Origin of the sequence: Ramlibacter sp., assembly GCF_035548915.1 — a bacterium.
GTDB lineage: Bacteria > Pseudomonadota > Gammaproteobacteria > Burkholderiales > Burkholderiaceae_C > Ramlibacter.
The window spans coordinates 1-16,776 of the sequence record NZ_DASZSE010000033.1 but is presented as its reverse complement, the minus strand read 5'-3'; the positions used below and the strand labels follow the sequence as shown (position 1 = coordinate 16,776).

26 protein-coding genes are annotated in these 16,776 nt (G+C 67.2%); all 26 read right to left on the bottom strand.

All coding sequences use genetic code 11. The features are described from left to right. Nucleotides 1-6: 6 nt before the first annotated feature. Nucleotides 7-462 carry a Sec-independent protein translocase protein TatB gene (gene tatB, locus VHA82_RS12535; protein WP_325544065.1) on the bottom strand — a complete coding sequence of 152 codons (456 nt, stop codon included), beginning with the start codon at nt 460-462 and terminating at the stop codon, nt 7-9. Nucleotides 463-490: 28 nt separating this feature from the next. Continuing rightward, the gene (tatA, locus tag VHA82_RS12530; protein ID WP_325544063.1) at nt 491-730 is read right to left on the bottom strand and encodes a Sec-independent protein translocase subunit TatA; all 240 of its coding nucleotides are present in this window, start codon (nt 728-730) and stop codon (nt 491-493) included. Nucleotides 731-801: 71 nt separating this feature from the next. Then, on the bottom strand, nt 802-1,164 hold the full coding sequence (locus tag VHA82_RS12525) for a histidine triad nucleotide-binding protein (RefSeq protein WP_325544061.1): 363 nt from the start codon (nt 1,162-1,164) through the stop codon (nt 802-804). Nucleotides 1,165-1,179: 15 nt separating this feature from the next. Beyond that, nucleotides 1,180-1,542, bottom strand: a complete 363-nt coding sequence (locus tag VHA82_RS12520; protein ID WP_325544059.1) for a hypothetical protein — start codon at nt 1,540-1,542, stop codon at nt 1,180-1,182. Then, entirely contained in the window at nt 1,539-1,889 is a 351-nt protein-coding gene (locus VHA82_RS12515; protein ID WP_325544103.1) for a phosphoribosyl-ATP diphosphatase, read from the bottom strand. The genes VHA82_RS12520 and VHA82_RS12515 overlap by 4 nt, the downstream gene beginning before the upstream one ends. Before the next feature lie 29 nt (nt 1,890-1,918). Further along, nucleotides 1,919-2,308, bottom strand: coding sequence for a phosphoribosyl-AMP cyclohydrolase (gene hisI / locus VHA82_RS12510; protein ID WP_325544100.1), 390 nt, complete (start codon nt 2,306-2,308; stop codon nt 1,919-1,921). A gap of 63 nt (nt 2,309-2,371) precedes the next feature. Beyond that, the gene (hisF, locus tag VHA82_RS12505; RefSeq protein ID WP_325544057.1) at nt 2,372-3,151 is read right to left on the bottom strand and encodes an imidazole glycerol phosphate synthase subunit HisF; all 780 of its coding nucleotides are present in this window, start codon (nt 3,149-3,151) and stop codon (nt 2,372-2,374) included. Then, nucleotides 3,152-3,892, bottom strand: a complete 741-nt coding sequence (gene hisA, locus VHA82_RS12500) for a 1-(5-phosphoribosyl)-5-[(5-phosphoribosylamino)methylideneamino]imidazole-4-carboxamide isomerase (protein ID WP_325544055.1) — start codon at nt 3,890-3,892, stop codon at nt 3,152-3,154. 32 nt (nt 3,893-3,924) lie between these two features. Further along, complete coding sequence (gene hisH, locus VHA82_RS12495; protein WP_325544053.1) at nt 3,925-4,620, bottom strand: imidazole glycerol phosphate synthase subunit HisH; 696 nt, start codon at nt 4,618-4,620, stop codon at nt 3,925-3,927. Beyond that, complete coding sequence (gene hisB, locus VHA82_RS12490; protein ID WP_325544051.1) at nt 4,574-5,164, bottom strand: imidazoleglycerol-phosphate dehydratase HisB; 591 nt, start codon at nt 5,162-5,164, stop codon at nt 4,574-4,576. The genes hisH and hisB overlap by 47 nt, the downstream gene beginning before the upstream one ends. Next, entirely contained in the window at nt 5,161-6,234 is a 1,074-nt protein-coding gene (gene hisC / locus VHA82_RS12485) for a histidinol-phosphate transaminase (protein WP_325544049.1), read from the bottom strand. The genes hisB and hisC overlap by 4 nt, the downstream gene beginning before the upstream one ends. Further along, on the bottom strand, nt 6,231-6,680 hold the full coding sequence (locus tag VHA82_RS12480; RefSeq protein ID WP_325544047.1) for a PIN domain-containing protein: 450 nt from the start codon (nt 6,678-6,680) through the stop codon (nt 6,231-6,233). Before VHA82_RS12480 ends, hisC begins: the two co-directional genes overlap by 4 nt. Beyond that, the gene (locus VHA82_RS12475) at nt 6,677-6,919 is read right to left on the bottom strand and encodes a CopG family transcriptional regulator (protein ID WP_325544045.1); all 243 of its coding nucleotides are present in this window, start codon (nt 6,917-6,919) and stop codon (nt 6,677-6,679) included. Before VHA82_RS12475 ends, VHA82_RS12480 begins: the two co-directional genes overlap by 4 nt. A gap of 50 nt (nt 6,920-6,969) precedes the next feature. Continuing rightward, the gene (hisD, locus tag VHA82_RS12470; RefSeq protein ID WP_325544043.1) at nt 6,970-8,289 is read right to left on the bottom strand and encodes a histidinol dehydrogenase; all 1,320 of its coding nucleotides are present in this window, start codon (nt 8,287-8,289) and stop codon (nt 6,970-6,972) included. Further along, nucleotides 8,286-8,933, bottom strand: a complete 648-nt coding sequence (hisG, locus tag VHA82_RS12465) for an ATP phosphoribosyltransferase (RefSeq protein ID WP_325544041.1) — start codon at nt 8,931-8,933, stop codon at nt 8,286-8,288. The genes hisD and hisG overlap by 4 nt, the downstream gene beginning before the upstream one ends. Beyond that, nucleotides 8,930-10,198 carry a UDP-N-acetylglucosamine 1-carboxyvinyltransferase gene (murA, locus tag VHA82_RS12460; RefSeq protein ID WP_325544039.1) on the bottom strand — a complete coding sequence of 423 codons (1,269 nt, stop codon included), beginning with the start codon at nt 10,196-10,198 and terminating at the stop codon, nt 8,930-8,932. The genes hisG and murA overlap by 4 nt, the downstream gene beginning before the upstream one ends. A gap of 7 nt (nt 10,199-10,205) precedes the next feature. Beyond that, nucleotides 10,206-10,448: a BolA family protein gene (locus VHA82_RS12455; RefSeq protein WP_325544038.1), complete on the bottom strand. Its 243-nt coding sequence runs from the start codon at nt 10,446-10,448 to the stop codon at nt 10,206-10,208. Nucleotides 10,449-10,452: 4 nt separating this feature from the next. Further along, a complete protein-coding gene (locus VHA82_RS12450) occupies nt 10,453-11,250 on the bottom strand; it encodes an ABC transporter permease (RefSeq protein ID WP_325544037.1) in 798 nt (265 codons plus the stop codon). Continuing rightward, nucleotides 11,247-12,155, bottom strand: coding sequence for an ABC transporter ATP-binding protein (locus VHA82_RS12445; RefSeq protein WP_325544035.1), 909 nt, complete (start codon nt 12,153-12,155; stop codon nt 11,247-11,249). The genes VHA82_RS12450 and VHA82_RS12445 overlap by 4 nt, the downstream gene beginning before the upstream one ends. Nucleotides 12,156-12,243: 88 nt before the next feature. Next, the gene (locus tag VHA82_RS12440) at nt 12,244-12,558 is read right to left on the bottom strand and encodes an STAS domain-containing protein (RefSeq protein WP_325544098.1); all 315 of its coding nucleotides are present in this window, start codon (nt 12,556-12,558) and stop codon (nt 12,244-12,246) included. Nucleotides 12,559-12,593: 35 nt separating this feature from the next. Further along, a complete protein-coding gene (locus tag VHA82_RS12435; RefSeq protein ID WP_325544033.1) occupies nt 12,594-13,238 on the bottom strand; it encodes an ABC transporter substrate-binding protein in 645 nt (214 codons plus the stop codon). A gap of 27 nt (nt 13,239-13,265) precedes the next feature. Next, nucleotides 13,266-14,099 carry a VacJ family lipoprotein gene (locus VHA82_RS12430; protein WP_325544031.1) on the bottom strand — a complete coding sequence of 278 codons (834 nt, stop codon included), beginning with the start codon at nt 14,097-14,099 and terminating at the stop codon, nt 13,266-13,268. Nucleotides 14,100-14,108: 9 nt separating this feature from the next. Then, nucleotides 14,109-14,603 (bottom strand): outer membrane lipid asymmetry maintenance protein MlaD, encoded by a 495-nt coding sequence (gene mlaD, locus VHA82_RS12425; RefSeq protein WP_325544029.1) that lies wholly within the window; start codon nt 14,601-14,603, stop codon nt 14,109-14,111. A gap of 14 nt (nt 14,604-14,617) precedes the next feature. Continuing rightward, on the bottom strand, nt 14,618-15,394 hold the full coding sequence (gene mlaE / locus VHA82_RS12420) for a lipid asymmetry maintenance ABC transporter permease subunit MlaE (protein ID WP_325544027.1): 777 nt from the start codon (nt 15,392-15,394) through the stop codon (nt 14,618-14,620). Then, nucleotides 15,391-16,209: an ABC transporter ATP-binding protein gene (locus VHA82_RS12415; protein WP_325544025.1), complete on the bottom strand. Its 819-nt coding sequence runs from the start codon at nt 16,207-16,209 to the stop codon at nt 15,391-15,393. Before VHA82_RS12415 ends, mlaE begins: the two co-directional genes overlap by 4 nt. A gap of 45 nt (nt 16,210-16,254) precedes the next feature. Further along, a partial coding sequence (locus VHA82_RS12410) for an FAD-dependent oxidoreductase (protein ID WP_325544023.1) occupies nt 16,255-16,776 on the bottom strand: 522 nt, incomplete at its 5' end.

The window sequence follows — 16,776 nt, the reverse complement described above, 5'->3', positions numbered from 1 at the left end:
TTCATGTCAATCGAACTTCCGCGGCCGGTACTTCGCCACACGCGCCGCGCCCGAGAGCGCCCGCGTGCGCACGCCCGTGCGCGCCTTGAACCAGTGGGGCACGCTGCCTTGCTTCAGGCGCCACTTCTTCTTGGGATGCCGGTATTCGGGGTAGCTCGGCCCGGCGAGCGCCGCCTGGTCGGTGCCTGCGACTTCCTGCCACTGCTTTTCGAAATCGCCGGCCGCGGACTGCACCGATTGCTCGACGTCGCGCGCGGCCGTCTCCACCGTTTCCTTCATCTTGCGCAGCTCGTCGAGTTCCATCGAGCGGTTGACCTCGGCCTTCACGTCGGCCACGTAGCGCTGCGCCTTGCCAAGAAGCGTCCCCACCGTGCGCGCGACGCGCGGCAGCTTCTCCGGCCCGATCACGATCAGGGCCACGGCGCCGATGAGCGCCATCTTGGACAGGCCGAGGTCGAGCACGATGATCGAATGCGGATTTTCTCAAGGATCAGGACTTGTTGCGCGCTTCGACGTCGATCGTGTTCTTGTCGGGGGCGGGCGTCTGCTGCGTCACCTGCTGGGAAGGCGGCGTGGGCTGCTCGGGCGTCGAGCCTTCGCGCATGCCGTCCTTGAAGCCCTTGACGGCACCGCCGAGATCCTGGCCGATGTTCTTGAGCTTCTTGGTGCCGAACACCAGCACCACGATGAGCAGCACGATCAACCAGTGCCAGATGGAAATGGAACCCATGGACTTCTCCTTGCAGACGGGTCGATTCTAGTGCGCGGGGGAAGTTCAACCCTTGGTTCTCAACACCCGGTTCAGCCCTTCAGCCAGGGCCGCGGCCCGCCGATCACGTGCAGGTGCAGGTGGTGGACTTCCTGCCCGCCGTCCGCGCCCGTGTTGACCACGACCCGGAAGCCGCCTTCGGGGTAGGGACGCGCACCCTCCTTCATCGCGAGCTCGCCGACGAGCGCCATCATGCGGCCGAGCACCTCCGCGTCCTTCGGCTGCGCGTGCGCGAGCGACGCGATGTGCCGCTTCGGGATCATCAGGAAGTGCACCGGCGCCCACGGGTGGATGTCGTGGAAGGCGAGGATGTCGTCGTCCTCGTAGACCTTCTTCGAGGGGATCTTGCCCTCGACGATCTTGCAGAAGATGCAGTTCGGGTCGTGTTCGCTCATGGGAAGACTTCTTCTTCAGACGTGCGCGGGCTGTCCGTCGTTGAACCGCAGCCAGCCGCGGATGCACCGGTAGAGGTACCAGAGCCCGATCACCGTATAGGCCATCCAGCCCGGGAACACCAGCAGGAGCCACAGCGGCGCGGCGAGCACCAGCCACAGCACCGTCCACCAGAAGGTGGAGATCATGTAGTCGTGATGGCTCACGTAGAGCGCATCGCGCTCGTCGGCGCGCTTGATGTAGTTTGCGATCACGGCGATCACCGCGAGCACGCCCATGCTCACCCACGCGAACGTGTGCAGCGCATAGAGGACGTGCATGATCGTGCGGTCCTGCGAGCGCTTCACGTCGACAACATCGATGGGTTCGGCCTCGTTCACACCTGGCCTCCTTCGCGCTCGCGCGCTTTGCGCAGCGCCTTCTCGTCGAGGCCGCTCAGGCCCTCGCGCCTCGCGAGCTCGGCGAGCACGTCGGCGGGCGAGACGCCGTAGTGGGCGAGCGCCACCATGCAGTGGAACCAGAGGTCCGCGACTTCTGCGACGAGCTTGCGCGCATCGCCGTCCTTGGCCGCCATCACGACCTCCGTGGCTTCCTCGCCCACCTTCTTCAGGATGGCGTCGGGGCCTTTTTGCAGCAGGCGCGCGACGTAGCTCTTGTCGGGGTCGGCGCCCTTGCGGCTTTCGATCACGGCGGCGAGCCGCGCGAGCGTGTCGTCGGAAGTGCCCATGCCGCTCACCTGTTCGCTCACCTGTTCGCTCACTTGTAGATGTCCGCCGGGTCCTTCAGGACCGGTTCGACGGTGCGCCATTCGCCGTCGCGATAGAGCTGGAAGAAGCAGCTGTGCCGCCCCGTATGGCACGCGATCGACGGATCGTGGCCGTGCTGCGTCACCTTCAGCAGCACGACGTCGTTGTCGCAGTCCAGGCGAATCTCGTGCACCTGCTGCACGTGCCCGGACTCCTCGCCTTTCGGCCAGAGCCTGCGCCGCGAACGGCTGAAATAGACGGCGCGCCCGAGCTCGGCGGTCTTCGCGAGCGCTTCGCGATCCATCCACGCGAACATGAGCACGTCGCCCGAGGAAGCTTCCTGAGCGATCACGGGCACGAGCCCGTCGGCGTCCCACCTGACCTGATCCAGCCAATCCATCTGGAGATTGTCGTTCATCCCCGCACGGTACGCTCCGCGCGGAAACCGAGGCGCCTCGCGCCTTCAGAGCCTCACAGGGATGCCGCGCTCTGCCATGCGCGCCTTCGCCTGCGCCACCGTGTATTCGCCGTAGTGGAAGATGCTCGCCGCGAGCACGGCATCGGCGCCGCCTTGCTGGATGCCGTCGGCGAGATCGTCGAGGCTGCCGACGCCGCCGGAGGCGATGACGGGGACAGGCACCGCATCGCTCACCGCCCGGGTGAGCTCGAGATCGAATCCGGCCCTGGTGCCATCGCGGTCCATGCTCGTGAGCAGGATTTCGCCCGCGCCCCGCCGCGCCATCTCCACGGCCCACTGCAGGGCGTCGAGCCCCGTGTTGCGCCGGCCTCCGTGGCTGTAGACGTCCCAGCCCGGGCCTCGCGCGGTCGCTTCTTCGCCCGTGCGGCGCTTCGCGTCGATCGCAACCACGATGCATTGCGCACCGTACTTGCCGGAGGCCGCGTCGATCACGCCCGGGTTGGCGATGGCCGCGGAGTTGAAGCTCGTCTTGTCGGCCCCGGCGTTCAGAAGCCGCCGCACGTCTTCCACCGTGCGCACGCCGCCGCCGACGGTGAGCGGGATGAAGACCTGCGCCGCGACGGCTTCGACGATGTGCAGGATCAGGTCGCGGTCGTCGCTCGTCGCGGTGATGTCGAGGAAGGTGAGCTCGTCGGCGCCCTGGTCGTTGTAGCGCGCCGCGATCTCCACCGGGTCGCCCGCGTCGCGCAGTTCGAGGAAGTTCACGCCCTTCACGACGCGGCCTCCGGTCACGTCCAGGCAGGGGATGATGCGTTTGGCGAGCATTCAGCCGCCCAGCTGGTCGGCGAGTTCCTGCGCCCGCGCGAAGTCGAGATCGCCCGAATAGATCGCGCGCCCGCAGATCACGCCTTCGATGCCCTCGTCCTCGACCGCGCACAGATTGCGGATGTCCTCCAGATTCGATAGCCCGCCCGAGGCGATGACCGGAATCGAGAGCGACTGCGCGAGCTTCACCGTGGCTTCGATGTTGATGCCGGTGAGCATGCCGTCGCGGCCGATGTCGGTGTAGACGATGGCGTCGACGCCGTAGTCCTCGAACTTGCGCGCGAGGTCCACGACTTCGTGGCCGGTGAGCTTGCTCCAGCCGTCCGTGGCGACCTTGCCGTCCTTCGCATCGAGACCCACGATCACGTGGCCGCCGAACGCCGTGCACGCATCCTTCAGGAAGCCGGGGTTCTTCACGGCCGCGGTGCCGATGATCACGTAGCGCAGGCCCGCGTCGATGTACTTCTCGATGGTGTCGAGATCGCGGATGCCGCCGCCGAGCTGCACCGGAATCTCATCGCCCACCGCGTGGAGGATGGACTTGATCGCCGGCAGGTTTTGCGGCTTGCCCGCGAACGCGCCGTTCAGGTCCACGAGGTGCAGGCGGCGCGCGCCCTTGCCGAGCCAGGTGCGCGCCATGGCGCCCGGGTCCTCGCTGAAGGTCGTGGCCTGTCCCATGTCGCCTTGCCTCAGGCGCACGCAATGGCCGTCTTTCAGGTCGATCGCAGGAATCAGCAGCATGGGGAAATGGGTAACGGCGGCCGGCCGGAAGCTCAGGGCTTCCAGTGCAGGAAATTGCGATAAAGGGCAAGTCCTTGGTCGGCGCTCTTCTCGGGATGGAACTGTGTCGCAAAAATATTATCGCGGGCGATGGCGGCGGTAAAGCGTGCGCCGTAATCGGCCACCCCCACGCTGTGGCGCGCATCCGACGGCTGCGCGTAGTAGCTATGCACGAAGTAGAACCAGCTGCCGTCGGGCACGCCCGCCCAGAGCGCATGCGGCTCGGCCTGCTGCACCTGGTTCCATCCCATCTGGGGCACCTTGAACCGGCTGCCATCGGGCTGCAGGCGGCCCGCGAGGTCGAACTTCAGCACCTCGCCCGCGATGAGACCGAGCCCCGCCGTCGGCCCTTCGGCGCTGCGATCGAGCAGCATCTGCATGCCCACGCACACGCCGAAAAGGGGCTTGGCCGCGGCCGCTTCCAGCACGCTGTCGAGCAGGCCCGAATCGCGCAGTTCGCGCATGCAGTCGGGCATGGCGCCCTGCCCGGGCAGCACAACGCGTTCGGCTGCGCGCACCTCCTCCGGGCGGGAAGTCACGATGACCTCGAAGCCCGTTGCGGCGGCCACATGGTGCACGGCCTGCGAGACGGACCGCAGGTTGCCCATGCCGTAATCGACGACTGCGACGGTTTTCAAGGGGCTACAGCGAACCTTTGGTGGAGGGGATGGTGCCCGCCGCTCGCGCATCGAGCTCCACCGCCGCGCGCAGTGCTCGCGCGAAAGCCTTGAAGACGGTTTCGCACTGGTGGTGCGCGTTCTCGCCGCGCAGGTTGTCGATGTGCAGCGTGACGAACGCGTGATTCGCGAAGCCCTGGAAAAATTCGTGGGCGAGCTGCGTGTCGAACGTGCCGATCATGCCGCTTTTGAACGGCACGTTCATCACGAGGCCGGGCCGGCCGGAAAAATCGATCACGACGCGCGAGAGCGCCTCGTCGAGCGGCACGTAGGCGTGGCCGTAGCGGCGGATGCCCTTCTTGTCGCCGATCGCCTTGGCCACCGCCTGGCCGATCGTGATGCCGACGTCTTCCACCGTGTGGTGCCCGTCGATGTGGAGGTCTCCCTGGGCTTGCACGGTGAGATCGATCAGGCCGTGGCGCGCGATCTGGTCGAGCATGTGGTCGAAGAACCCGACGCCCGTGGAAAGCTGCGCCTGCCCCGTGCCGTCGAGGTCGACGCGCACGGTGATCTGCGTTTCGGCGGTGTTGCGGGTGACTTCCGCGGTTCGGTTCATAAAGAGGCTTGCAAGGCGGCCAGCATCTGCGTGTTCTCGGCGTGCGTGCCCACGGTCAGGCGCAGGCAGTCGACCAGCGATGGATGCATTTTAGAAACGTTCTTGACGAGCACGCCCCGCGCCTTCATGCCCTCGAACGCGCGGGGGGCATCGGGCACGCGCGCGAGGATCATGTTGGCGTCGCTGCGCCAGGCTTTCACGCCGGGCATCTCCGCGAGCGCGCGCTGCAGGCGCTCGCGCTCGGTGCGAATGTCCGCGGCCTGGGCCGCGAAGACCTCGGCGTGTTCCAGCGCGAAGAGCGCCGTCTCGCAGTTCACCACGCTCACGTTGTAGGGCGGTCGCACCTTGTCGATTTCCGCGATGAGCTCCCGCTGTCCGATCATGTAGCCGATGCGCACGCCGGCCAGGCCGAACTTGCTCATCGTGCGCATCAAAAGCACATGCTCGTGCCGCGCGATGCGCTCGATGTAGCTGCGGCTCGCGAACGGCTGGTAGGCCTCGTCGATCACCACCAGCCCCGGGGCGGCTTCGACGATCTTCTCGATCGCGGCGTCGTCCCACAGGTTGGCCGTGGGATTGTTCGGGTAGGCGAGGTAGACGATCGAAGGCTGCTCGCGTTCGACGGCGGCCAGCATCGCGGCCTCGTCCAGCTCGAAGTCCGGCGTGAGATCGACCGGGATGAATCCGAGCCCCTGCAGCTGCGCGCTCATCGCGTACATCACGAACCCGGGCACGGGCGCGAGGATGGACGCGCCGGGTACGTCGCACGCCATGGCGATGAGCGAGATGAGTTCGTCCGAGCCGTTGCCCAGCATCAGGTCGAAGCCCGCCGGCATGCGCGCATGGCGCGCCAGCGCCTCGCGCAGAACGCCGATGCGCTCACCGGGATAACGGTTGAGCGCCACTTCGGCCAGCCGCTCGCCCAGCGCGCGGCGCAGCTCGGGCGGCAGTCGATGCGGGTTCTCCATCGCGTCGAGCTTCACGAGGCCGCGCGAATCCTGGATGGCGTAGGCGTGCATCGACTGGATGTCGTGGCGCACGAGGCGGGCGATGCGATCGGTAAGTGTCATGCGGGTTGCAGGCGCTCGACGCTGCAAAGAAAGGGGTTCAGCACCGTCACGCCGCCGAAGCTTTGCTCATGGCTCATGTCTTCGCTGATCAGGTAGCGGCAGCCCGAATGCTGCGCGGCGGCGACGACGAGCGAATCCCAGAAGTGAAGGCCATACCGCGCCTCGACGGCCCAGGCGGATTCGACCGTTGCGGCGTCCACGAGCCACGGATTCCAGTCGGCGTACTGGCGGATCTTCGCCCGTGCGTCGCCGACCGGCATGGCGGGTGTGAGCTTGCGCGTCACATTGACGTAGAACTCGTTGAGCACCTGCGTGCTGAGCCGCCCGATCCTGCGCTGCCAGAGGAGGCGCAGCCAGTCGAACGCAACCTGCTGCTTCGCTTGCGCGCCAGGATCTTCGCTGTAGATCAGGATGTTGGAATCGACAAAGACGGTGGGCCCGGTCATCCCTGATCGCGTCCTCGGTCATAGAGTTCTTCCCGCTTGGGATAGGGCTTGCCGTCCGAACGCCACTTTCTGTCGTCGTGCAGCCAGGCCTGATGCGCGCGCTCGTAGGCATCCTCGCGCCGCATCTTTTCCGCGAGGAGTTCACCCATCATCCGCGACACGCTCGTGTTGCGCTTCGCCGCCTCGATGCGCGCCCATTCCAGGACTTCATCCTCGACCGTGATGGTGACGTTTCTCATGCGTTGAGCCAGTCTACACGAAATTCGTGCCGCACGATTTTCGTGTGAAACTATCGTTTGATCCGAAGTTCGGCCGCCCGGGCATGCGCCTGCAAGCCTTCGCCATATGCGAGCTCTGCGGCGATCGCTCCCAATTTGTGAGCACCCGCTTCACTCACTTCGATCAGGCTGCTGCGCTTCTGGAAGTCATAGACGCCCAGGGGGCTCGAAAAGCGCGCCGTCGTGCTCGTGGGCAGCACGTGGTTCGGGCCGGCGCAGTAGTCGCCGAGCGATTCGCTCGTGAAGCTGCCAAGGAAGATCGCCCCGGCGTGACGCAAGAGCGGCTCCCAGCGGTGCGGCTCGGTGCTCGCGATTTCCAGGTGCTCGGGCGCGATGCGGTTGCTGATCTCGCACGACTCCTCCATGCTGCGCGTGCGGATGAGCGCGCCGCGGCCGGTGAGCGACTTCGCGATGATCTCCCGGCGCGGCATCTCCGGCAGCAGCCGGTCGATCGCTGCCTGCACGGCATCGATGTACGCGGCATCGGGACTCAGGAGGATGCTCTGCGCGAGTTCGTCGTGCTCGGCCTGCGAGAAGAGGTCCATCGCCACCCAGTCGGCCGGCGTGCTGCCGTCCGCGAGCACGAGAATCTCGCTCGGGCCCGCGATCATGTCGATGCCCACCTGCCCGAACACGCGCCGCTTCGCGCTCGCGACGTAGGCGTTGCCCGGCCCGGTGATCTTGTCCACGCGCGGGACGGTTTCGGTGCCGTAAGCCAGCGCGCCCACGGCCTGCGCGCCACCGATGCAATAGGCGCGCGTGACGCCCGCCAGATGCGCGGCCGCAAGCACGAGCGGATTCTTCTCGCCGCGCGGCGTCGGCACCACCATGACGATTTCCCGAACGCCCGCCACCTGCGCGGGAATCGCATTCATCAGCACCGACGACGGATAGGCCGCCTTGCCGCCGGGCACGTAGATGCCCACGCGGTCGAGCGGCGTCACCTTCTGGCCAAGGAGCGTGCCGTCCGCGTCGCGATAGGACCAGCTTTCGCCGCACGCTTTCTTCTGGGCTTCGTGATAGCTGCGCACGCGAGCTGCCGCCTGCTCGAGCGCGCCACGCTGCTGTTCGGGCAGCAGCGCGAAAGCGCTCTCGAGCTCGCTGGGCGACAGCTGCACCTCTCGCATCGACTGCGCATCCATCGCATCGAACCGGCGCGTGTACTCGAGCACCGCCGCGTCGCCGCGCGAGCGCACGTCCGCGAGGATGTCCGCCACCGCCTTTTCCACGCCCGCATCGGTGTCGGCCGACCAGTGCAGCCGCTGCCCAAGGGCGTCGTCGAAGCCGGCGTCCGTGGTGGCGAGGCGCAAGGGGCGGGCGGCAAGCGTCATGGCGAGGCAGTGGCCACGGCGGTGGCGAAGTTGTCGATCAGACGGCGAATCGGCTGCTGCTTCAGTTTCAGGGCGGCCTGGTTCACGACCAGCCGCGACGTGATGTCCATGATCCGTTCGACTTCCACCAGTTGGTTCGCCCTCAGCGTGCCGCCGGTGGAGACGAGATCGACGATGGCATCGGCGAGCCCCGTGAGCGGCGCGAGTTCCATGCTGCCGTACAGCTTGATGAGATCGACGTGCACGCCCTTGGCCGCGAAGAATTCGCGCGCGATGCTCACGTACTTGGTGGCCACGCGCAGGCGCGAGCCCTGCCGCACCGCGCTCGCATAGTCAAAGTCCGCGCGCACCGCCACGCTCACGCGGCACGGCGCGATGCGCAGGTCGAGCGGCTGGTACAGGCCCTGGCCGCCATGTTCGATCAGCGTGTCGCGTCCGGCGACGCCGAGGTCCGCGCCGCCGTATTCCACGTACGTCGGCACGTCGGTCGCGCGCACGATCACCACGCGCAGGTCGGGCTGGCTCGTGGCGAGGATCAGCTTGCGCGACTTCTCCGGGTCCTCCAGCACTTCGACGCCCGCGCGCGCGAGCAGCGGCAGCGTCTCGTCGAAGATGCGCCCTTTCGACAGGGCCAGCGTGATCATGCCGAGATTCTTTCGATGTCGGCGCCGATGCCGCGCAGCTTGTCTTCCATCTTCTCGTAGCCGCGGTCCAGGTGATAGATGCGGTCCACGAGCGTCTCGCCCTCGGCCACGAGGCCCGCGATCACGAGGCTCGCCGACGCGCGCAGGTCGGTCGCCATCACGGTCGCGCCGGAGAGGCGTTCGACGCCTTCCGTGATCGCGACCTTGCCGTCGACCTGGATCTTCGCGCCCAGGCGCACGAGCTCGTTCACGTGCATGAATCGGTTCTCGAAGATCGTCTCCGTGACGCGCGAGGAGCCGTTCGCCACGCAGTTGAGCGCCATGAACTGCGCCTGCATGTCGGTGGGAAAGCCCGGGTACTCGGTGGTGCGGAAGCTCTGCGCCGCGAGGCGGCCGTGCGAACGCACGCGTATGCCTTCGGCCACCGCCGTCACTTCGGCGCCTGCGGCACGCAGCTTGTCGATCACCGCATCGAGGTGGTCGGCGCGCCCGCCGGCGAGCAGCACGTCGCCGCCCGCGGCCGCCACGGCGCACAGGAAGGTGCCGGCCTCGATCCGGTCGGCCACCACGCGGTGCGTGCACGCGTGCAGGCTCGGCACGCCCTGCACGCGAATGCGCGAGGTGCCGTGGCCTTCGATGCGCGCGCCCATCGCGATCAGCATCTCGGCGAGATCGGCGATCTCCGGCTCCTGCGCGGCGTTTTCGAGCACCGTCTCGCCCTCGGCGAGCGTGGCGGCCATGAGGAAATTCTCGGTGCCGGTCACGGTGATCATGTCGGTCGTGATGCTTGCGCCGCGCAGGCGTTCTCGTCCCTTCGGGAGCTTGGCGATGATGTAGCCGTGCTCCACGACGATGTGCGCGCCCATCGCCTGCAGGCCCTTGATGTGCTGGTCGACGGGGCGCGATCCGATCGCGCAGCCGCCGGGCAGCGACACCGTCGCTTCGCCGAAGCGTGCGAGCAGCGGGCCGAGCGCGAGCACCGAGGCGCGCATCGTCTTCACGAGCTCGTACGGCGCTTCCGGAGAACTGAGGCGCTTCGAATCGATCCGCACGGTGCCGTCGGCCGCGGCTTGCGCGTCCACGCCCATGTTGCGGATGAGCTTGAGCATCGTCACCACGTCCTGCAGGCGCGGCACGTTCTCAAGCGTCATGGGCTCCTCGGTGAGGAGCGCCGCGCACAGTTCCGGCAGCGCGGCGTTCTTCGCGCCGGAAATCCGGACTTCGCCGTGGAGCTCGCGCCCCCCGCGGATCAGAAGCTTGTCCATGGTGTTTTCAGTGAGGCAGTGCCGCCCATTCGGCCGGCGTGTACGTCTTCATCGACAGGGCGTGGACCTCGTCGGTGTGCATTTTCGCACCGAGCGTGGCGTACACGCGCTGGTGGCGCTCGATCGCACGCTTGCCGACGAATTCCGCCGACACGACGACGGCTTCCCAGTGGCGGCCGTCGCCCGTGACTTCGAGGTGGTCGCAGTGAAGGCCCGAGGCGATCAGGGTCCGAAGCTCTTGCGCAGTCATTCCGCTAGCCCCGGATCTTGTAGCCGATGCGCAGCAGGTTCACGGCGACCGCGCCCACGACGATGAGCGCCGTGCCCACGATGCCCAGGCTCAGCCACGGCGACACGTCGCTCATGCCGAAGAAGCCGTAGCGAAATCCGTCGATCATGTAGAAGAAGGGGTTGAGGTGGCTCACACCTTGCCAGAAACCCGGCAGCGAGTGAATGGAGTAGAACACGCCCGAGAGAAAAGTCATCGGCACGATGACGAAGTTCTGGAACGCGGCCATCTGGTCGAACTTCTCGGCCCAGAGGCCCGCGACGATGCCAAGGGCGCCGAGCATGCCCGCGCCCGCGAGCGCGAACACCACGATCCAGACCGGCGCCGCGAAGCTCACGTGCGTGAACCAGACCGTGACGATGAAGACGCCCGAGCCCACCATCAGCCCGCGCGCCATCGACGCGATCACGTAGGCCCAGAACCAGCTCCAGTGCGACAGCGGCGTGAGCAGGAGGAACACGAGGTTGCCCGTGATCTTGCTCTGGATGAGCGAAGACGAGCTGTTGGCGAACGAATTCTGCAGCACGCTCATCATCACGAGGCCCGGCACGAGAAACGCCGTGTAGTCGATGCGGTCGTAGACCTTCACGCGGTCCTGCAGGACGTGTCCGAAGATGAGGAGGTACAGAAGCGCCGTGAGGATCGGCGCGGCGACAGTCTGGAAGCTCACCTTCCAGAAGCGCAGCACCTCCTTGTAGAGCAGAGTCTGCCAGCCGCCCGCCGTGGGCGCGGCCGCTGTCGTGCGAGCGGCGGTCACGCTCATGCCGCGACCTCCGGCCGATGCGCCGCCATCACGTCGAGGAACACGTCCTCCAGATCGGGCTTCCTGATTTCCACGTCCTCCACGCGCAGGCCCGCCTCGCGGATCACGGCGAGGTGGCGCTCGATCTCGTGGGCGTCATGCGCGGGAAGCTGCACGATGCGCCCGGTCACGCGCGCACGGCCCGCGAATTCCCGCGGCAGGCTGCCGTCGATCTTGAAGCGCAGCACGTTGCTCGATGCGGCCTTCAGCAGCTCGCTCGTGCGCTCCAGCGCGACGACGCGGCCGGCCTTCAGCATCGCGATTCGGCCGCAAAGCGCTTCGGCTTCCTCGAGGTAGTGCGTGGTGAGCAGCACCGTATGGCCTTGCTTGTTCAGGCGCGCGATGAACTGCCAGAGCGTTTGCCGCAACTCGACGTCCACGCCCGCCGTCGGCTCGTCGAGCACGATGACGGGCGGCCGGTGCACGAGCGCCTGCGCCACCAGCACGCGGCGCTTCATGCCGCCGGAGAGCTGCCGCATGTTCGCGTTCGCCTTGTCCGCGAGGCCGAGGCTTTCCAGCAGTTCGTCGATCCACGCGTCGTTGCCGCGCATGCCGAAGTAGCCGGACTGGATGCCGAGCGCTTCGCGCACCGTGAAGAACGGGTCGAAGACGAGCTCCTGCGGCACCACGCCGAGCTGACGCCGCGCCTGCGCGTAGTCGGCCTGCACGTCGAAGCCGCGCACGGTGACGCGACCCGAGCTTGCGCGAGCGAGCCCGGCCAGGATGCTGATGAGCGTCGTCTTGCCCGCGCCGTTCGGGCCGAGCAGGCCGAAGAACTCGCCTTCCTCGATGTCGAAGCTCACGCCGTCGAGCGCGCGCACCGAGCCGTACGACTTGGAGACCGATTGAAAGGAAATCGCGGGCATGGGAACCCGAGATTCTAGGAGCTCGGCAATTCCCTGGGAGCGTGCGCGGGTCCCGCTCTCGGCCGCAGAGGCGGACGACCAGGAGGTCTCACGCGTCTGACGGCAGCAGCTCGGCAACGCCATAGAGCGTGGCGAGCTCCCGCAGCTTCTCGGGCAGCCGCGCGACCGCGAACGTCTTGCCCGCGGCGAGCGCCTCGCGCCGGCAATCCAGCAGCACGGCCAGCGCGGAAGAATCGAAGCGCACCAGCGCCGATGCATCGCACACCGCCTTGCCGCCCGATTCGGCCCGCAGCGCCTGCGTCAGCATCCGGCTGCAGGCAGGCGCCACGGCGTGCGTGAGTTCGGTGGGAAGCACCAGCATCGAGGCGCGATCTCGGTTCTTCGCGTCGGCTCTTGGCGTCAGCTCTTGGCGTCAGCTCTTCGCGTCGGCGCTTCGCGTCAGCTCTTGCGAGCGGCGTTGGACTTGTTGCGCTCCGCGAGCGTCGCGATCAGGCCATCCACGCCCTTCGCGTTGATCTCCTGCGCGAACTGGCTGCGGTAGGTCTCCACCAGCCACACCCCCAGCACGTTCAGGTTGTAGATCTTCCAGCCCGCGCCCTGCCCGGGCGTCTTCTCCAGGCGATAGTCGAGCTGGATCGGCTCGCCGCGGCCGCGGATTTCGGTGCGCACGACGACCTCGGTGTCCTCGGGGGACGAACGCAGCGGCTTCAGGCTCACCGTTTCGTCGTTGATCTGCTGGAAGGCGCCCGCATAGGTGCGCACGAGAAGAATCTTGAACTCGTCCTGCAGCCGCTTCTGCTGCTCGGGCGTCGCCTGGCGCCACGCGGGGCCGACCGCCGCGGCCGTCATGCGGCGGAAGTCGACGTTGGGCATGATCTTCGTGTCGACCAGGGCCACGATGCGATCGACGTTGCCGGCCTGGATCTGCTTGTCGCCCTTCAGCGCCGTGAGCACCTCGTCCGAAAGGCGCTTGATCAGCGCGTCGGGCGCTTCGTCGGCGGCGTGCGCCGGAGCGAGCCACGCGAGCGACGCGGCGGCGAACAAGGCGGCGGCCAGCCGGCCCAGCATTCTGCGGTTCATCATCGTTGCTTCCCTTTCACTTCTGGTACCTCAACGCTTCGCGGGCGCAGCCGGTTGGCTCTCGGCCGGCGCGAGCGGCTCGACCTGCGGCTCGGCGCCGTCCGAAGGCTTGCCGTCCGGCTGCTTCCTGTCGAACAGGAAGATGCTGCGATCGTAGATTTCGGCGCGGCGCCGCTGCAGATGCGCATCGCGCGTGAAGCTGTACTTGTCGAGCGCGGCGTCTTCCAGCACGGCCGTGACGCGCAGCAGGTTCGCGCGCTGGTCGACGATCCTGAGCGTATCCAGGCCCGTCTGCCAGTTGCCGTCGAACTTGCTCACGAGGTTGCCGTAGTGGTCGAACGGCAGCGCGAAGGTGTCGCGCAGCGTGGACGGGCCGAGCAGGGGCAGCACGACGTACGGGCCCGCGGGCACGCCCCAGCGGCCGAGCGTCTGGCCGAAGTCCTCGCGATGCCGCTCGATGTTCACCTCGCTCGCGAGGTCCAGCAGGCCGCCCAGGCCGAAGAACGTGTTCACGCCGAAGCGCATGATGTCCTCGGCCGCGTTCGGCACGTTCAGCTGCAGCAGGCTGTTGAACGCGGACCACGCGTCGGTGAGATTGCCGAAGAAGTTCGACACGCCGGTGCGCATGAGCGGCGGCACCTTTTCGCGGTACATGGTCGCGACCGGCTTCAGCACGACCGCGTCGACGCCCTCGTTGAACTTCGAGACCTCGCGGTTCATGGGCTCCCACGGGTCGCGCGGATTGGGGTTGGGCACGCTCGCGCAGCCGGCGAGCACGAGCAGGCAGCTGACAGCCGCGGCTGAGGCTGCGCGACGAACGCAGCAGGCACGCGCGGCCCCGGTCGGTCGGGTGGGCAGTTTCATTCCAGTGATCTATTTCTTCGACGCGGTCCCTGCGTTGCCGCCGCTGCCGCCTTCTGCTGCCTTGTTGTAGAGGAACTGCCCGATCAGGTTTTCCAGCACGACGGCGGACTGTGTCGTCGTAATGGTATCGCCCGCGGCCAAGACCTTGTCGTCCGCACCGGCTTCGATACCGACGTATTGATCGCCGAGCAGGCCGCTCGTCAGGATCTTCAGCGAGCTGTCCTTCGGGAACCGGTAGCGATTTTCGAGCGCCATCGTGACGCGCGCCTGAAAGCTCTTGTCGTCGAATCCGATCGCCTCCACCCGGCCCACCACCACGCCGGCGCTCCTGACGGCCGCCTTCGGCTTCAAGCCTCCGATGTTGTCGAACTTGCCGGTGACGACATACGTCGGCTGGAAGCTCCAGGAAAGCAGGTTGGCCGATTGCAGCGCGAGAAAGAGGAGCGCCGCCGCGCCGATGAGCACGAAGAGGCCCACCCAGAGGTCGTTCTTGGAGCGATCCATTGGTTACCCTTGATTCAGATGCTGAACATCAGCGCGGTGAGGACGAAGTCGAGCCCGAGGACGGCGAGCGACGCCATCACCACGGTCCGCGTGGTCGCCCGCGCGACGCCCTCGGGCGTCGGCTGCGCCTCGAAGCCCTGCAGCAGCGCGACGAACGTGACGGTGATGCCGAACACGATGCTTTTCACGACGCCGTTGCCGGCGTCCTTCAGCACGTCGACACCGCTTTGCATCTGGCTCCAGAACGCCCCCGGATCGACGCCGATCAGCACGACGCCCACGAACCAGCCGCCCAGGATGCCGACGGCGCTGAAGACGGCGGCCAAGAGCGGCATCGCGATGACGCCACCCCAGAAGCGCGGCGCGAGGATGCGCTGCACCGGGTCCACCGCCATCATCTCCATCGCGGACAGCTGCTCGCCCGCCTTCATCAATCCGATTTCGGCCGTGAGCGACGTTCCGGCGCGGCCCGCGAAGAGCAGCGCGCTCACGACCGGCCCGAGCTCGCGCACGAGGCTGAGCGCCACGAGCAGGCCGAGCGCCTCGGACGAGCCGTAGCGCTGCAGCGTGTAGTAGCCCTGCAGGCCGAGCACGAACCCGACGAAAAGCCCGGACACGGTGATGATCGCGAGCGAGTAGTTGCCGAGAAAATGGATCTGGTCGCGCACCAGCGAGAACCGGCGCATCGCCGGCCCGGCGAGCCGCACCAGGCGCACGAAGAGGCGAGCGCCATGGCCGATATCCGCGAGCATGGCGCGCGTCGCGAAGCCGAGGTCGGATGCGCCGTTCACCGCGCGAGCCCCGCGCTGAAGTCCTCGGCGACGCTCGGGCCGGGATAGTGGAAGTGCACCGGCCCTTCCGGCTCGGCATGCACGAACTGGTGCACCAGCGGATCGGTCGAGTGGCGCACTTCTTCGGGCGTGCCCTGCGCCGCGACGCGGCCGTTGGCAAGCACGATCACGTAGTCGGCGATATGGAACGTTTCGTCCAGATCGTGGGAGACGACGATGCTCGTGATGCCGAGCGTGTCGTTCAGCCGCCGGATGAGCTGCGCGGACGTGCCGAGCGAGATCGGGTCGAGCCCGGCGAACGGCTCGTCGTACATCACGAGCTCGGGATCGAGCGCGATGGCGCGCGCAAGCGCGATGCGCCGCGCCATGCCGCCCGACACTTCCGAAGGCATCAGGTCGCGCGCGCCGCGCAGGCCGACGGCATTGAGCTTCATGAGCACGATGTCGCGCAGCAGCGCCTCGGAAAGCTTCGTGTGTTCGCGCAAGGGAAACGCCACGTTCTCGAACACCGTGAGATCGGTGAAGAGCGCGCCGAATTGGAACAACATTCCCATGCGCGAGCGCATCGCGTAGAGCGCTTCGCGGTCGAGCCGCGCGATGTCGGTGCCGTCGAAAAGAAGCTCGCCCTGGCGGGCGCGCAACTGCCCGCCGATCAGGCGCAGCACCGTCGTCTTGCCGCCGCCCGAGGCGCCCATGAGCGCCGTCACCTTGCCGCGCGGCACGGTGAAGCTCACGTCATCGAGGATGAGGCGCTCGGCGTAGCCGAAACTCACGTTGCGGCACTCGACGAGCGCATCGGCGGTCGCGTCGGTCATTCGGGGGATCAGGGAAACCCCGGATGATAATGCGCCCCGCGCGCCTCAGCGCGGCAGGTCGCTGAACCCCATCAGGAACTCATCCACGGCGCGTGCCGCCTGCCTGCCCTCGCGGATCGCCCACACCACGAGCGACTGGCCGCGGCGCATGTCGCCGGCGGCGAAAATCTTTTCCTTCGAGCTCTGGTAGGCGGCGGTGTTCGCCTCGACCTTGCCGCGGGCGTCCAGCTTCACGCCGAGCTTCTCGATCATGCCCTCGTGCACCGGGTGCACGAAGCCCATGGCGAGCAGCACGAGGTCGGCGTCGAGCGTGAATTCGGTGCCGGGAACCGGCTGCATCTTCGCATCGACGCGGATGCAGTGCAGCTTCTTCACCGCGCCGTTCTCGCCCGAGAATTTCTGCGTCATGACGGAAAATTCCCGCTCGGCGCCCTCCTGCTGGCTTGTCGAGGTGCGGAGCTTGAGCGGCCAGTCGGGCCACACCAGGAGCTTGTCCTCCTTCTCGGGAGGCTTTGGCATGATCTCGAGCTGCGTCACCGAGCGCGCGCCTTGCCGGTGCGAGGTGCC

Coding starts and splice junctions, on each gene's coding strand:
- VHA82_RS12525 (WP_325544061.1), bottom strand. CDS start 1,164: ATGAGCGAACACGACCCGAACTGCATCTTCTGCAAGATCGTCGAGGGC.
- hisF (WP_325544057.1), bottom strand. CDS start 3,151: ATGCTCGCCAAACGCATCATCCCCTGCCTGGACGTGACCGGAGGCCGC.
- hisH (WP_325544053.1), bottom strand. CDS start 4,620: ATGCGCGAGCGGCGGGCACCATCCCCTCCACCAAAGGTTCGCTGTAGC.
- hisG (WP_325544041.1), bottom strand. CDS start 8,933: ATGATCACGCTGGCCCTGTCGAAAGGGCGCATCTTCGACGAGACGCTG.
- hisB (WP_325544051.1), bottom strand. CDS start 5,164: ATGAACCGAACCGCGGAAGTCACCCGCAACACCGCCGAAACGCAGATC.
- VHA82_RS12450 (WP_325544037.1), bottom strand. CDS start 11,250: ATGAGCGTGACCGCCGCTCGCACGACAGCGGCCGCGCCCACGGCGGGC.
- hisD (WP_325544043.1), bottom strand. CDS start 8,289: ATGACGCTTGCCGCCCGCCCCTTGCGCCTCGCCACCACGGACGCCGGC.
- VHA82_RS12445 (WP_325544035.1), bottom strand. CDS start 12,155: ATGCCCGCGATTTCCTTTCAATCGGTCTCCAAGTCGTACGGCTCGGTG.
- VHA82_RS12455 (WP_325544038.1), bottom strand. CDS start 10,448: ATGACTGCGCAAGAGCTTCGGACCCTGATCGCCTCGGGCCTTCACTGC.
- VHA82_RS12415 (WP_325544025.1), bottom strand. CDS start 16,209: ATGACCGACGCGACCGCCGATGCGCTCGTCGAGTGCCGCAACGTGAGT.
- hisA (WP_325544055.1), bottom strand. CDS start 3,892: ATGCTGCTGATTCCTGCGATCGACCTGAAAGACGGCCATTGCGTGCGC.
- VHA82_RS12515 (WP_325544103.1), bottom strand. CDS start 1,889: ATGGGCACTTCCGACGACACGCTCGCGCGGCTCGCCGCCGTGATCGAA.
- murA (WP_325544039.1), bottom strand. CDS start 10,198: ATGGACAAGCTTCTGATCCGCGGGGGGCGCGAGCTCCACGGCGAAGTC.
- hisC (WP_325544049.1), bottom strand. CDS start 6,234: ATGACACTTACCGATCGCATCGCCCGCCTCGTGCGCCACGACATCCAG.
- VHA82_RS12435 (WP_325544033.1), bottom strand. CDS start 13,238: ATGATGAACCGCAGAATGCTGGGCCGGCTGGCCGCCGCCTTGTTCGCC.
- tatA (WP_325544063.1), bottom strand. CDS start 730: ATGGGTTCCATTTCCATCTGGCACTGGTTGATCGTGCTGCTCATCGTG.
- hisI (WP_325544100.1), bottom strand. CDS start 2,308: ATGGATTGGCTGGATCAGGTCAGGTGGGACGCCGACGGGCTCGTGCCC.
- VHA82_RS12480 (WP_325544047.1), bottom strand. CDS start 6,680: ATGACCGGGCCCACCGTCTTTGTCGATTCCAACATCCTGATCTACAGC.
- VHA82_RS12430 (WP_325544031.1), bottom strand. CDS start 14,099: ATGAAACTGCCCACCCGACCGACCGGGGCCGCGCGTGCCTGCTGCGTT.
- VHA82_RS12475 (WP_325544045.1), bottom strand. CDS start 6,919: ATGAGAAACGTCACCATCACGGTCGAGGATGAAGTCCTGGAATGGGCG.
- mlaD (WP_325544029.1), bottom strand. CDS start 14,603: ATGGATCGCTCCAAGAACGACCTCTGGGTGGGCCTCTTCGTGCTCATC.